The following is a 13,220-nucleotide window of genomic DNA, read 5'->3' as shown; positions in this document are numbered from 1 at the left end:
GGCATATTGCACTGGCGCTACCGGCTAAAAAGCCTTCATAAGCACCCGCAGAGTGCTTCAAAGCGCCTCGTCACGTGTGCGCCACACCGCCAGGGGCCTGCACCGCACAATGCGGGGGTAGCGCGCAGGCTGTGCCGGTTCCCGATCTGCCTGCACCCACCTCCACCTCAGCACACAAACATTGGCATGAACTTCATCGTTTTGGGCGCAGGCGCCATTGGTTGTTATGTGGGTGGGCGCCTGGCCGCGCACGGCCAGCCCGTGTGCCTGGTGGGCCGCCCGCATGCGCTGGAGCCCATCGCGCAGCACGGCCTGAAGGTCACCGACCTGGACGGCTTTGACCGCACCGTGCCCGCGTCCGCGCTGCAATTGGCCCCTACGCTGGCCGATGCCGCGCCCGGTGCCGACAGCGTCATCCTGCTGTGCGTCAAAAGCGGCGCCACCGAGTCGGCCGCGCGCGAGCTGGCGGCGGCCTGTGCGCCCGGCACGCCGGTGATCTCGCTGCAAAACGGCGTGGACAACGTGGCCCGCATCGCAGCCTTGGCGCCCGGCCTGAATGTGCTGGCGGGCATGGTGCCCTACAACGTGGTGCTGCGTGGCGCGCAGGCGCACCGCGCCACCGCAGGCCATTTGCAGCTGCAGCGTGACGCGGTCACCGAGCGCATCGCGCCGCTGTTCAACGCCGCCGGTCTGGCCACCACGCTGCCGCCAGACATCCGCGCCGTGCAGTGGGGCAAGCTGCTGCTCAACCTCAACAACCCGGTCAACGCGCTGTCCGACCTGCCCCTGCGGCAAGAGCTGCTGGACCGCGACTGCCGCCGCGTCTTTGCCGCGCTGCAGACCGAGGCGCTGCGCGTGATGGCGCGCGCGGGCATCACCCCCGCCCAGGTCACCGCCGTGTCGCCCAAGCTGCTGCCCCATGTGCTGCGCCTGCCCAACTGGCTGTTTACGCGGCTGGCCAAGCGCATGCTGCAGATCGACGCCACGGCCCGCTCGTCGATGTGGGACGACCTGGAGGCCGGGCGCGTGACGGAGATCGACGCGCTGTGCGGCGCCGTGGTGCGGCTGGCAGCGGCACAGCGCATGGCAGCGCCGCTCAATGCGCGCATGTGCGAGCTGCTTGGCGGGCCGCGCCAGCGCCTCACGGGCAAGCAGATGCGCCAGATGCTGGGTCTGTGAGTTGGGATTTGGGTTGTGACCGGTGATCAGGCAGCGGGTGCTGCGCTGTCCAGAGGCACGCGCAGCCCGGTCTTGAGGCTGGCCAGCGCCACCGAGGTCCGAAAGCGCTTGATGTTGTCGTCCCCCTCAAACAGCCGCCGCGTCAGCGCCTCGTAGTCCGCCATCGACGCCACGTTCACCACCAGCAGATAGTCCGCCTCGCCCGTCACGCTGTAACACTGCTGCACCGCGTCTTCCGCGGCGATGCGCGCGCGCAGCGGGGCGGTGCGGTCGGGGCGTTCGGTGTGGGGACCTGTTCAAGGTCTTTTCGGGGGCGCACAGGTACCTTGCCGGGATGGGATGCAAGGCGCGGTGCGCAGCCAATAGCCCGTGCTATTGGCAAGCGCCGCAACGCCGCAGACCGCCCGGCAAGGCACTTGCCCGAAGGGTTGGAGTGAAATCGGGCGATTGGACGCCCCGGCTGCTTGCATGGGCATGAGCCCATGCGGCGCATCCGAGGCATCCACTCATCCCGATTACACTCCAATACGCTCCCCGAAAAGACCTTGAACAGGTCCCCAAGATGCACCTCCAGCACGATGGTCAGCGGCTTGCCCACCTTCACCGGGTCCAGCACGGCCACATTGGCGCGGATCACGCCGCTGTCCTTGAGCCGCTGAATGCGCCGCTGCACCGCAGGCGCCGACAGGTTGACGGCCTGCGCAATCGCACGCTGGGGCGTGGTGTTGTCGGCCTGCAGGATGTCGAGGATGGCGAGGTCAAAGCGGTCAAGTGCTGCTGGGGTGGCCATGAGGGCTCCTTGGAACAGGCTGTCTGGGTGAGCGAAAGTTGCGCGCAAACCCCGAAATTCGAGTCAAAAGCACGCTGGGGTCGCACTATATTTTCAGCCCATGAGCGCTTTCCCTCTCCGTTCTCTTCTGCACCGTTTCTTTCCCTTCCTGGCCGTGCTGGGCTCCGTCACTGCGTTGGGCATCGGCACCTCGTGGGCCAAACACTGGTTGTTCCCGGTGGTGGGGGCGCAGGGCACGACCGCCGTGCGCGTGGGCTTTTCGGCGCTGCTGGTGTTGCTGCTGTGGCGGCCCTGGCGTTGGCACTTGTCGCGCGCGGACGCGCGGGCCGTCATGCTGTACGGCGCGGCGCTGGGCGGCATGAACCTCATGTTTTACATGTCGCTGCGTACCCTGCCGTTTGGCCTGGCGGTGGCCATCGAGTTTGCGGGGCCGCTGGCGGTGGCGATCTGGTCATCGCGCCGCGCGGTGGATTTTGTGTGGGTGGCGCTGGCCATCGCCGGCCTGGGCATGCTGCTGCCGCTGGGGCTCAACGGCAGCACGCTGGACCCGGTGGGCGTCTTCTACGCTCTGGGCGCGGCCGTGTTCTGGGGGCTGTACATCGTGTTCGGCAAGCGCGCCGGGCACCTGCACGCGGGGCATTCGGTATCGCTGGGCCTGCTGGTGGCTGCGCTGGTGGTGGTGCCCGTGGGCGTGGTGCATGCGGGCGCGGCGCTGCTGTCGCCCGCCGTGCTGCTCATTGGCGTGGCGGTGGCGGCGGTGTCCAGCGCCATCCCGATCTCGCTGGAGATGATGGCTTTGAAACGCCTGCCCAAGGAGGCCTTCGGCATCATGATCAGCATGGAGCCCGCCGTGGCCGCACTGGTGGCCATGGCTCTGCTGGGCGAGCACCTGAGCGCGGTGCAGTGGCTGGCCATCGGCTGCATCATGGCCGCGTCGATGGGCAGTGCCATGACGGCTGCGCGGCCCGCTGCTGCTGACCGCACGGCGCCGCAAGTGGCCTGAAGGCGCGGGCTGGCGGAGCGGGGCTGCCAAGCGGGTGGTGCCATGGCACGGCGCATTGCCTGACAGGCGTGCGGTCTGCCGGCTGGCTTGATCGGTTGGGTTGCAGGGTTAAAAAAGGACTGTGACGGCACCCCCTTGGCGCCGTCGTTCCCTGTCCAAGGAGCCCATCATGAGTCCCTCTACCACCCCTTCCACTGCGGCCACCGCACCCGTGGACGAAGACCTGGCCGAGCAAGCACGCCCCGGCTACGGCATCCCATCGCAAGACCCCCGAACTGGCGCCCAGACCGCGCTGGAGCCTGAAGACGCAGAGCGCGAAGCCCACTCCGCCCTGATGGGCGGCGGCATGATGGCCGGCGCCGCAGCCGGTGCCGCCGTGGGTGTGGCCGTCGCGGGCCCGGTGGGTGTTGTGGTCGGTAGCACCTTGGGCGGCATTGCCGGTGCGCTGGGAGGTGCCGCTGCGGGCACCATGGTCAGCCCGGACGAGCCTTTGCCCGATGCTGTGGAAGGCGATCACCTTGCGCAGTCTGCGCGAGGGCGAGCAGACAAGAGGGACTCGAAGTAAGGCAGCTAGGACGGCCATGCGCCGATTGGGGCAGGGGGCGTATTGCGTGCGGATGCTTCAGATTTGATAGCTGCTAGCGCATATTGCACTAGCGCTTGCAGCCATTTTGGCTATGAAGCTGGTCCCCTCGACAGGAATCGAACCTGTATCTAGCGCTTAGGAGGCACTCGTTCTATCCATTGAACTACGAGGAGGCAAGGCAGCCGCGCATTGTAGTGGCGCGCGGGTGCCTCCCTGGCCGGTTGCGCCTCAGTCGTACTTCACGGTGTAGATGATGTCCACCGCGCTTTTCTCGCCAGTTTGCCCGCGCAGGGTGAGGCGGCGGGAGAGGTCGTAGAAGATGTACAGCGTGCCCAGCGTGCCCGACAGGCTGCGCTCATAGGTCACGTACAGGTCTTTGGACAGGCGCTTGCCGAAGGTGAGGGCGGCGGCGCTGGCGTCCTCACCCGTGGTGGCGCCGCGAAAGCCGATTTCGTCTAGGCCCAGGCGGCTGGCGGCGTTGGCGGTGGGGCTTTGGCCGCCGTTGCGGCCCAGCAGCGCCAGCGCGGCTTGTTGCAGCACGGCCGCTTCGGCGCCTCCGGCCGAGGCATTGCGGCCCAGCACCACCCACGACAGCTTTTCGGCATCGGGCAGTTCCGGGTCGGAGTACAGCGTGACGCGCGGCGCCTGCGCGCTGCCCGTGACCTGCACCCCCGCGCGCACGCTGATGTTGGGGCGCAGCGCCAGGATGTCGAGCGAGGGGTTGTTGTACGGGCCGTTGAAGCGGATGAGACCAGTCTCCACGTCCAGCATCTGCCCCCAGGCGCGGTAGCGGCCCTGGTCGGTGCGTACTTCGCCGGTCACGCGGGGCGGGGCGCCGGGCACGGCGCTGCTGCGGATGTCCACCTCGCCCGTCAGCCTGGTGGTGATGCCCTGGCCTTGCAGCGCAAAGTCGCGCCCCAGGTTGAGGGTGATGGCGATGTCGGGCGGCTTGGCGGTCTCTGCCTGCGCGGCCACCTGGTTGGCCTTGGCGGCGGCTTGGGCCTTGGCCTGGTCTTCGCGGTCCTTGGCGGCGGAGCGCACGACCACGTCCGAGCCCAGTCGCGGTGCGGATTCATCGGGCAGGATGATGGTGGCGCGGTCGGTGGTGAGCTTGCCGCGCAGGCTGATCTGGCCCTGCTGCAACTGGGCCTGCAATTGGCCCGACACGCTGACCTGGCGGTCGGCCCGCACCAGCACTTGCAGGGCCTTGGCCTCGGCCTGCAGGGACATGGTGATGCCCGACAGGCCGGTGGCTGCCGTGGCGCTGTCGCCCCAGGCCACGCGGCCCGTGGCGGTCAGCGTGCCGCCGTCTTGGGCTGCGGCCGTGCGGTTGCCGCTGAAGCCTGCAATGCGCGCGCTGCTGCCCCGTCCGCCTTGCAGGCGGAACTCGGTGATGTTGAGCTTGTTGCCTTGCAGCATGGCGCGCAGGCGGCCGCCTTGCAGGTCCACGCCATCCACCACCGAGCGCACTGCCATGTCGTCGGCGCCCAGGGTGCCCGCCCAGCGCGGCGCATCGCGCGTGCCCGACAGGGTGGCGCTGGCATCCAGCGTGCCGCGCACGCGCCAGCCGGGCGGCGCCAGCGCAGACCACACGCCCACGTCGGGCAGTCGGGCGCGCAAGGTGCCGGCCAGTGGTGCGTCGGCAGGCCAGGTGATCGGGGCATCGGCTTTGGCAGCGGACAGACGCGTGCTGGCGGTGGCGTCGATCTCGCCCGCGCGGTCGCTGGCCCAGAGCAGGCGCGCGCGCAACGTGTCGCCTTCGGCGGTGACCGTGATTTCTGCCTGGCGCACACCGGCGAGCGTGCCTGGGGCGCTCGATGCGCTTGCTGCACCTGATGCACCTGCAGGCGGTGTGGCTGCAGTGGCCAGCACGGTGGTGGCACCTGCACCGGTGCCCTGGCCGCTGCTTTGCACCGCTGTGACGGCCGTGGCATCGCCCGCCAGGATGCGCAGGTCGCCACTGGCACGGCGCAGGCTGGCGCTTGCGCGCAGGGCGTCGCCCGTGGTGTCCACACTCCATTGCCCATCGAGCACGATGCTGCTGGCCAGGCCCATGCGCGCAAGCAGCGGCTGCGCGGGCCGGCCTGCGGCGGCAGGGGTCTCGCCCAGGCCCAGCGCATCCACCCAGGCCATGGGCAGGCCCTGCAGCGTGCCCTGCGTTTGCAACCGCGAGAGGGCGTTGGGTGCTGTCGCTGCTGACCATTGCACCGGCGACCAGCGCAGGGTGACGGTGCCCGGCAAGGGGCCGGTGATGCGGGCCTGACCGGCCGATGCCTGCAGGCTGAGGGAGGTGGTGGGTGGTGGTGCCGTACGCCCACTGGCCGGTGACGGGGGGGCGCTGGGGGTAGAGGCGCCGGTGCGCACGGTCAGGCCCAGGGGCTCTGCCAGTTGCAGCGTCCACGGCCCGGGGCGCTGCGCGGCCTGGGCTTGCAGGCGCAGTTCACTGACTTGCAACTGCCATTGCCCGGCACCCACCATCGTGCTGGCAAGGCGGGTCTGTACCGCCGCCTGCATGGCCTGGGGCGCGGGTGTGCGGACCTCGCCGGTTAGCGCCAGAGAGGCCTGTGCCAGGTTACCGCCCAGTTCGGCTTTGAAGGCGCGCAGTTGCAGGGCTTGCCCGGCAGAGGTGCCGCCGCTGGCGTTGCTGGTGGCGGGGAGTGTCAGGTCCAGCTGGGGGGTGTTCAGCGTGGCTTGCAGATCAAAGCGGTCGGAGTTGCGGGCGGCTGCGCTGTGGGCGGTGGCAGTCTGAAGTTGCTCCGTCAGTGTCTGCCAGCCGCCCTTCCAGCGCGCGGTGATCTGTGCCGTGCCCTGGCCGCTGGCCCCTTGCAGAGCGCGCTGCACGGCGGTGCCCACCACCGGCAGGCCCGCCAGCCAGCGCTGCGTGAGCGCGGCGTCGGCCCACTGCACCTGCAGGTCGCCAGCGCCGCTGCGCGGGGCCAGCGTGCCTTGTGCCTGTGCGTTGGCGCCGGGCACTGCCAGGGTGACCTTGCCCTGTACAGACTGCGTGCCCAGTGCGACCTGCAGCCCGGTGGCTTCCACGCGGGCCTGCAATGCGTCCAGCAGCAGGCGGTCCAGCCGCACCGTGCCGCCGTCGGTGGCCTGCCAGGTGCCTTGTGTGCTGAAGGTATTGATGCGCAGCGGTGCGCCCGCTGCACCCGGGGTCTTTGCGGTTGCCGTTCGCGCGGCCGTGCCGGTGTCTGCCCGCACATCGGCACTGAAACGCACGGCCTCTCCCTGGGTTTGCGCGGTGACGCGGCCGGAGAGCGGGGCTGCAGCCAGCAGCGTGTGCAGGGCGTCGGGGCGCAGCGCGCGCAGGGTCGCCTGGCCCTCCAGCGCGTGGGTGGCAGGGGTGTAGTGGCCCTGCGCGGTGATGCTGCCCGTGCCCGCCTGCAGGGTGGCGCTGGGCACGGTCCAGCGGGTGCCGTCGTAGCTTGCGCTGGCGTCCAGCGCGGTCAGGGGCAGGCGGGTGGTGTCCCAGGGGCCGGGCAGGTCGTTGCGCAGCGCGGCCTGCAGGCTCCAGCCTGCTGTGCCTGACGTGCCTGCGCCGCCGGATGTGGGCCCGGCTTGCAGCGTGCCGTGCAGCTGCGTGACCGGTGCCTGCGGCCACAGGGCCGCCAAGTTGACGGCGCGCAACGTGGCGTTCGCGGACTGCAGGGGTTGCTGCGTCCAGGGTGCCAGCGTGGCGGCCAGATCAGCCTGCATGGGGTCGGCAGCGGGTGTAGGGGTTGTGCGTGGGGTAGGAGGTTTTGATGCGCCCGGTTTGCTGGCGGGCGCGGCTGCGGGTGGTGTGGCGGCTTCGCTGGTCGGCTCGGGCTTCAGGCGTGCCTGCAGTTGCAGCTGGGCGGCGGCGGTGGCCAGCGTGCCCTGCAGCGTGGCGTGGGCGCCCACCTGCAGCGCAGCGCCGCCCCCGGGCACGGCGGTGCGCACAGTGCCGTCCACGGTGGCGTCCAGCGCCATGGGGGCTTGTGCGTCCAGCGTGGCGCGGGCGCTGTACTGGCCCTGGGCCAGCTCCACCGCGCCGATGGTCAGGCGGTGCTGGCGGCCATCAAACCGGTAGTCGCCCACCAGGCCTTGGGCTTCCACGGCAGGTGACCCGGCCCACAGCAGTTGGTTGACCCGGAACGGCACGCCCAGCTGCAGCGGCAGCACCAGGCTGGTAAGGGGCGTGGGGGGGGGCTCGGGTGTGTCAATGGGTTTGGGCAGGGGGGTGATCGCCACGCGGGCGGCGTGCACCTCGCCCAGCTCCAGGCGGCGCTGCAACAAGGGGGCCAGTTGCCAGCCCAGGCGGATGTCGGTCACTTCCACCGCCAGGGTGGGGCTGCTCCAGCGCAGCCAGCCAATGCGCCCGCCGCTGCGCAGCGAGCCACTGACATCGCGGCTCTCCAGCTGCTGGTTGGCGGGCAGGTATTGCGCCGCTCGGGCCAGCGTGGTGGCCAGCGACGTGCCGCTGCCCGCCCACCACCACAGCAGCGCGCTGGCCGCCAGCAGCAGGGCCACCAGGGCGACCAGCAGCCAGCCCAGAGTCCGCAGCACGCGCGGCGCGCGGGGCGCAGGAGGGCGTGGGGCCGACGAGGACCCGGCGCTGAAGTCCGATGCGCGGGCGCGGGGTGTGGGAAGGTGCGGGGCGTTCATTGCCATCAGAAGCTGAACCCCAGGCGCAAGTGCAGCCGCACTTCCTTGGTCTTGACGCCGTAGGCCAGGTCGGCCTGCAGCGGGCCCACGGGGCTGCGCCAGCGCACGCCGGCACCCACGCCCACGCGCGGGCTCAGGTCACCCACCTTGTCGGCCACGGCACCGGCATCCACAAACAGCGTGCTTTCCCAGTCGGTCATCGCACCCTCGTAGACGATGGGGCGTTGCCACTCCACGCTGCCCACGGCCAGGTAGCGGCCCCCGTACAGCTGACCGTTGTCGGTGCGCGCGCCGATGCTGCGGTAGCCGTAGCCGCGCACGGTGGTGTCGCCGCCCGTCACAAACAGCTGCGTGACGGGGATCTGCGCGCCCTCGCGCGCCAGCACTGCGCCGGCCTCTGCCCGCAGGGCCACACGGGCATTGCGGCCGATGCCTGCGTCGTCCTGCACGCGCCCTGCGGGGAGGAAGGACTGCCACCGCACCAGGGTGCGCACAAACGGATCGCGCTCTGGCCGCAGGGTGGTGCCCAGGCCCAGCTCCACCGCCAGGCCATGGCCCCGGGTGGGGGCGGTGAGGCTGTTGAAGTAGCGGCCCGTCCACCCGTAGTTGATGCTCAGGGCCGTGCTGGTGTCGGAGGGCGACCGCGCGTTGTCGGTCAGGCCCTGGCTGTTGGCGTAGTCGTACTGCAAAAAATAATTGCGGTCGATGGATTTGGTGCTCTTGCTGCGGCCCGCGCGCAGACGGCCGCTGTTGACGTCGTAGTCGCCCGTGGCCTCGCGCAGCACCTGGCCGCCTGCAAACCAGCGCCAGCCGTTGTCGTTGGGGAGGTCCGTCCATTCGGTGTTGGCGAGCTTGGTTTCGCGGTCCAGTGCTAGTTTGGTCACCGCTCGCCAGCCGAGCACAGGCATCTGGTTGTGGGTGTGCTCCAGTGACAGGCGTGCGCCGCTGTCGGTCGAAAAGCCCGGGCCGAACACCAGCTTTTGCATCGGGGCCTCGCGCACCTGGGCCACCACGGGGGCGGCCTGCGGGTCGGTGCCTTCGGTATCGAGGGTGAGGAACACGGCGTCGTAGTAGCCGCTGCTGGCCAGGCGCAGCTGGGCGTCCAGCATCTCGGCCTCGTCATACACGGCGCCCGTGGGCAGCCGTGCCAGGCGCCGCGCACCGTCGCTGTCGTAGCGCTGGCTGCCCTGCACGCGCAAGGGGCCGAAGCGATAGGCGGGGCCGGGGTCGTAGCTCACTCCCAGCTGGGCTTCGTGCCGGTCGGCATCGATCTCTGCCCGGCTGTTGGCGATGCGGGCCGTGGGGTAGCGCCTGGCCTGCAGCTGGCGCAGCCCGTCCGTCTTGGCGCTGTCCCAGGCCGACTGGGTAAAGGGCTGCCCGGGGGCGAGGGACCAGTTGCGCTGCAGGCGCTGTTGCCGGCGTGCCAGGGTGTCTTTGTCGGCTTCGTCGGTGCCCGCCACGGTGATGTCGGCACGGGCAATGCGGGTTTGGGCGCCGGGCTCCACGGTGACCGTGACGGTGCGGGGCGCGCCCTTGCGGGTGCCCGCAGTCTCCTGCGCCTCGGTCAGCTCCACGGTGATGGTGGGCGCAAAGTAGCCCAGGGTGCCCAGCAGTTCGCGCGCGTTGGCATCGGTGGCGCCCAGCAGGCGCTGCAGCTCGTTGGCCTGCAGGTCGGGCAGCTGGCGAAAGCGCTGCAGCTCCAGGTGGCGCTCCAGCGTCTCGCGCACCGCGTCGGGGGCGCGCACCACCACGTCAAACGACGGGGCGCCACTGCTGGCTTCGGGGCTGATCAGGTCGCTGCGGGTGTCGCCGGTCGTGGGCTCATCGGCACGCGGCAGCAGGCTGCAGCCGCTCAGGCACAGCGCGCCGGAAAGCAGCAACGCCGACCACAGGGCCGGCGTTGGGGTACTAACAGTGGCGGGGCGCAAAACGCGGAAGGGCACGGTGCGAGAGGATGTGTCAGGGGATCGTGTGGGGAAGGCAAGCCTGCCAGCCCGCCCGATGCATCCCCGACTATGCCCTGAAACGGCGGCGCCCCCTGTCGGACAGATGCTCACAAGGCATCCGTCCCTGCGGCACGGCCTATTTGGACAGCAGCCGCATCGTCTCTTCCAGCCCCTTGAGCGACAACGGGTACATGCGGTTGCCCATCAACTGCTGGATGATGCTGATGCTCTGGCGGTATTGCCACACGCCCTGGGGTTCGGGGTTGATCCACGCAAACTTGGGGAAGGCGTGCGTGAGGCGCTGGATCCACTCCGCGCCCGGCTCTTCGTTGTTGTATTCCACGCTGCCGCCGGGCTGCAGGATCTCGTACGGGCTCATGGTCGCGTCGCCCACAAAGATCAGCTTGTAGTCCTTGTTGTACTTGCGGATGATGTCCCAGGTCGGGAACTTCTCGGCAAAGCGGCGGCGGTTGTTCTTCCACATGAAGTCATAGACGCAGTTGTGGAAGTAATAGAACTCCAGGTGCTTGAACTCGCTCTTGACCGCGCTGAACAGCTCCTCGACGCGCTGAACGTGTTCGTCCATGGTGCCGCCCACGTCCATCAGCAGCAGCACCTTCACGTTGTTGTGCCGCTCGGGGACCATCTTGATGTCCAGGTAGCCCGCATTGGCGGCCGTGCTGCGGATGGTGTCGGGCAGGTCCAGCTCCAGCTCATGCCCTTCGCGAGCAAACTTGCGCAGGCGGCGCAGCGCCACCTTGATGTTGCGCGTGCCCAGCTCCTGCTGATCGTCGTAGTCCTTGTAGGCGCGCTGCTCCCACACCTTCACCGCGCTCTTGTTTTTGCCCGCGCCGCCAATGCGCACGCCCTGCGGGTTGTAGCCGCCGTGGCCAAACGGGCTGGTGCCGCCAGTGCCGATCCACTTGTTGCCGCCTTCGTGGCGCTCTTTCTGTTCTTCGAGGCGCTTCTTCAGCGTCTCCATGAGTTCGTCCCAGCCCATCTTCTCGATGGCGGCCTTTTGCTCGGGCGTGAGTTCGTTCTCCAGGATCTTGCGCAGCCAGTCGGCCGGGATCTGCTTGGTGAAGTCGGCCACCATTTCGACGCCCTTGAAGTAGGCGCCGAAGGCCCGGTCGAACTTGTCGTAGTGCTTCTCGTCCTTGACCAGCGTGAGGCGCGAGAGGTTGTAGAAATCGTCCAGGCTCCACGCGTCATCTGACTTGGGGCCCACCACACCGGCCTGCAGCGCTTCGAGCAGGGTGAGGTATTCCTTGACCGACACGGGCAGCTTGGCCGAGCGCAGGGTGTAGAAGAAGTCGATGAGCATGATTTGGGCCTCTAGCGCCAGTGTTTATTGCGCGTGACGCTCTAAAAGATATAGCAACTGTGCCCTGGCCTCGGGCCATTCGCCAGCACGCATGCTATACATCACCGTATCGCGGATGGTGCCGTCACGGCGCAGCGCGTGGCCGCGCAGCACGCCGTCCTTCTTGGCGCCCAGGCGCTCGATGGCGCGTTGCGACGCAAAGTTGTAGTTGTCGGTGCGCCAGCCCACCACATGGCAGCCCAGCGTATCGAACGCGTGGCCCATCATCAGCAGCTTGGCGGTGGTGTTGACGTGGGTGCGCTGCACGCTGTGGCGGTACCAGGTCCAGCCGATTTCCACGCGCTTCACGGCGGGCACGATGTCGTGGTAGCTGGTGGAACCGAGCACTTTGTCGGTGGCATCTTCCACCACGGCAAAGGCAAAGCGGTTGCCGTCTTCGCGCATCTTGAGCGCGGCTTCGATGTACGCGCGGGTGTCCTGCGGCTCAGGTACCGAGGTGATGCGCAGCTTCCACAGCTCGCCATCGGCAGCAGCGGCCCGCAAGCCGTCTTCGTGGGCCAGCGCCAGCGGCTCCAGGCGGACGCCGCGATCCCGCAGCGTGACAGGTTCTACAAAAGCCATGGGTCTCTACCCTTTGATCATCAGTCTTTGGACGGCTGGCTGCGGCGGCTGTTCTGCCAGCGCCGGGCCCCATGCAGGCCCAGGCCGCCGCCGAGGCCCACCAGGGCAATGCCCACCAGGCTGCCGGTGCCGTAGCCAGGCGCGAAAATGTCGAGCCCCAGCAGCTGGCCGAGCCAGAAGCCCAGCAGCGCACCCCCCACAAAGCCCACGGCATCCGCAACGCCGTTGACCAGCAGCTGGCGGGTGTTGTCGTGGCCGTTGCTGTGGCTCACTCAGCGGTTCCTCTGGTTCATGAACACCAGCTTTTCAAACAGGCTCACGTCCTGTTCGTTCTTGAGCAGCGCGCCCACCAGCGGGGGCACGGCCACCTTGTTGTCGGCGCTTTGCAGGGCGGTGAGCGGAATGTCTTCGGCCACCAGCAGCTTGAGCCAGTCGATCAGCTCGCTGGTCGAAGGCTTCTTTTTGAGGCCGGGCAGGTTGCGCACGTCATAGAACGTCTTCATCGCCACGGTGAGCAGTTCGCTCTTGAGCGTGGGGAAGTGCACGTTGATGATCTGCCGCATGGTGTCGGCTTCGGGGAATTTGATGAAGTGGAAGAAGCAGCGGCGCAGAAACGCGTCGGGCAATTCTTTTTCGTTGTTCGAGGTGATGAACACCAGCGGGCGGTGCTTGGCCTTGATGAGTTCGCGCGTTTCGTAGCAGTAGAACTCCATGCGGTCGATTTCGCGCAGCAGGTCGTTCGGGAATTCGATGTCGGCCTTGTCGATCTCGTCGATCAGCAGCGCTACGGGGCGGTCGGCCGTGAAGGCCTGCCACAGCACGCCCTGGATGATGTAGTTGCGGATGTTCTTCACGCGCTCGGCGCTGTCGCCATCGTTGAGCTGGCTGTCCCGCAAGCGACTCACCGCGTCATATTCATACAGGCCCTGCTGGGCCTTGGTGGTGGACTTGATGTGCCACTGCAGCAGGGGCATGTCCAGCGCCTGCGCCACTTCCTCGGCCAGCATCGTCTTGCCCGTGCCGGGCTCGCCCTTGATCAGCAGCGGCCGTTGCAGCGTGATGGCTGCATTCACGGCAAGCATCAGGTCTTGGGTGGCGACGTAGTTCTGGGAGCCTTGGAATTTCATGGGGGAAAACAC

At 68.5% G+C, this 13,220-nt stretch carries 11 protein-coding genes and 1 tRNA gene; 3 read left to right on the top strand and 9 right to left on the bottom strand.

Annotated elements, in window-relative coordinates; translation table 11 throughout:
• Positions 1-186: 186 nt before the first annotated feature.
• Positions 187-1,179: a 2-dehydropantoate 2-reductase gene (locus tag ACODSU_RS19940; protein ID WP_488844211.1), complete on the top strand. Its 993-nt coding sequence runs from the start codon at positions 187-189 to the stop codon at positions 1,177-1,179.
• Positions 1,180-1,205: 26 nt separating this feature from the next.
• On the opposite strand, the gene ACODSU_RS19935 is transcribed toward ACODSU_RS19940, so the two are convergent.
• Together ACODSU_RS19935 and ACODSU_RS19930 are read right to left on the bottom strand one after the other, a co-directional pair.
• Positions 1,206-1,406 carry an Lrp/AsnC ligand binding domain-containing protein gene (locus tag ACODSU_RS19935; protein WP_488844209.1) on the bottom strand — a complete coding sequence of 67 codons (201 nt, stop codon included), beginning with the start codon at positions 1,404-1,406 and terminating at the stop codon, positions 1,206-1,208.
• Positions 1,385-1,969, bottom strand: a complete 585-nt coding sequence (locus ACODSU_RS19930) for an Lrp/AsnC family transcriptional regulator (RefSeq protein WP_488844207.1) — start codon at positions 1,967-1,969, stop codon at positions 1,385-1,387. Before ACODSU_RS19930 ends, ACODSU_RS19935 begins: the two co-directional genes overlap by 22 nt.
• A 100-nt stretch (positions 1,970-2,069) precedes the next feature.
• Here ACODSU_RS19930 and ACODSU_RS19925 point away from each other — a divergent pair, with 100 nt between their 5' ends.
• Positions 2,070-2,972, top strand: coding sequence for an EamA family transporter (locus tag ACODSU_RS19925; protein ID WP_488844205.1), 903 nt, complete (start codon positions 2,070-2,072; stop codon positions 2,970-2,972).
• 169 nt (positions 2,973-3,141) lie between these two features.
• Entirely contained in the window at positions 3,142-3,537 is a 396-nt protein-coding gene (locus tag ACODSU_RS19920) for a hypothetical protein (protein WP_116747866.1), read from the top strand.
• 119 nt (positions 3,538-3,656) lie between these two features.
• On the opposite strand, the gene ACODSU_RS19915 is transcribed toward ACODSU_RS19920, so the two are convergent.
• The 7 genes from ACODSU_RS19915 to ACODSU_RS19885 all read right to left on the bottom strand — a co-directional run bounded on the left by ACODSU_RS19915 (position 3,657) and on the right by ACODSU_RS19885 (position 13,208).
• Positions 3,657-3,731 (bottom strand) — tRNA-Arg (locus ACODSU_RS19915).
• Positions 3,732-3,786: 55 nt separating this feature from the next.
• Positions 3,787-8,190, bottom strand: coding sequence for a translocation/assembly module TamB domain-containing protein (locus ACODSU_RS19910; protein ID WP_488844233.1), 4,404 nt, complete (start codon positions 8,188-8,190; stop codon positions 3,787-3,789).
• A gap of 5 nt (positions 8,191-8,195) precedes the next feature.
• Complete coding sequence (locus tag ACODSU_RS19905) at positions 8,196-10,133, bottom strand: autotransporter assembly complex protein TamA (protein ID WP_488844203.1); 1,938 nt, start codon at positions 10,131-10,133, stop codon at positions 8,196-8,198.
• 139 nt (positions 10,134-10,272) lie between these two features.
• Positions 10,273-11,460 (bottom strand): vWA domain-containing protein, encoded by a 1,188-nt coding sequence (locus ACODSU_RS19900; RefSeq protein WP_488844201.1) that lies wholly within the window; start codon positions 11,458-11,460, stop codon positions 10,273-10,275.
• Between the two features lie 24 nt (positions 11,461-11,484).
• Entirely contained in the window at positions 11,485-12,081 is a 597-nt protein-coding gene (locus ACODSU_RS19895) for a GNAT family N-acetyltransferase (protein ID WP_110960168.1), read from the bottom strand.
• A 20-nt stretch (positions 12,082-12,101) separates the two neighbouring features.
• Positions 12,102-12,353 carry a hypothetical protein gene (locus ACODSU_RS19890; protein WP_110960167.1) on the bottom strand — a complete coding sequence of 84 codons (252 nt, stop codon included), beginning with the start codon at positions 12,351-12,353 and terminating at the stop codon, positions 12,102-12,104.
• Positions 12,354-13,208, bottom strand: coding sequence for an AAA family ATPase (locus tag ACODSU_RS19885; RefSeq protein WP_015015541.1), 855 nt, complete (start codon positions 13,206-13,208; stop codon positions 12,354-12,356).
• Positions 13,209-13,220 lie beyond the last annotated feature (12 nt).

The organism is Acidovorax sp. FG48 (assembly GCF_057809085.1).
This window is presented reverse-complemented; position numbering and strand designations above follow the sequence as displayed.

What these genes read in the sequence shown, in the direction of transcription:
- ACODSU_RS19910 (WP_488844233.1), bottom strand. Translation starts at nt 8,190, where the DNA reads ATGAACGCCCCGCACCTTCCCACACCCCGCGCCCGCGCATCGGACTTC.
- ACODSU_RS19940 (WP_488844211.1), top strand. Translation starts at nt 187, where the DNA reads ATGAACTTCATCGTTTTGGGCGCAGGCGCCATTGGTTGTTATGTGGGT.
- ACODSU_RS19930 (WP_488844207.1), bottom strand. Translation starts at nt 1,969, where the DNA reads ATGGCCACCCCAGCAGCACTTGACCGCTTTGACCTCGCCATCCTCGAC.
- ACODSU_RS19895 (WP_110960168.1), bottom strand. Translation starts at nt 12,081, where the DNA reads ATGGCTTTTGTAGAACCTGTCACGCTGCGGGATCGCGGCGTCCGCCTG.
- ACODSU_RS19925 (WP_488844205.1), top strand. Translation starts at nt 2,070, where the DNA reads ATGAGCGCTTTCCCTCTCCGTTCTCTTCTGCACCGTTTCTTTCCCTTC.
- ACODSU_RS19900 (WP_488844201.1), bottom strand. Translation starts at nt 11,460, where the DNA reads ATGCTCATCGACTTCTTCTACACCCTGCGCTCGGCCAAGCTGCCCGTG.
- ACODSU_RS19885 (WP_015015541.1), bottom strand. Translation starts at nt 13,208, where the DNA reads ATGAAATTCCAAGGCTCCCAGAACTACGTCGCCACCCAAGACCTGATG.
- ACODSU_RS19920 (WP_116747866.1), top strand. Translation starts at nt 3,142, where the DNA reads ATGAGTCCCTCTACCACCCCTTCCACTGCGGCCACCGCACCCGTGGAC.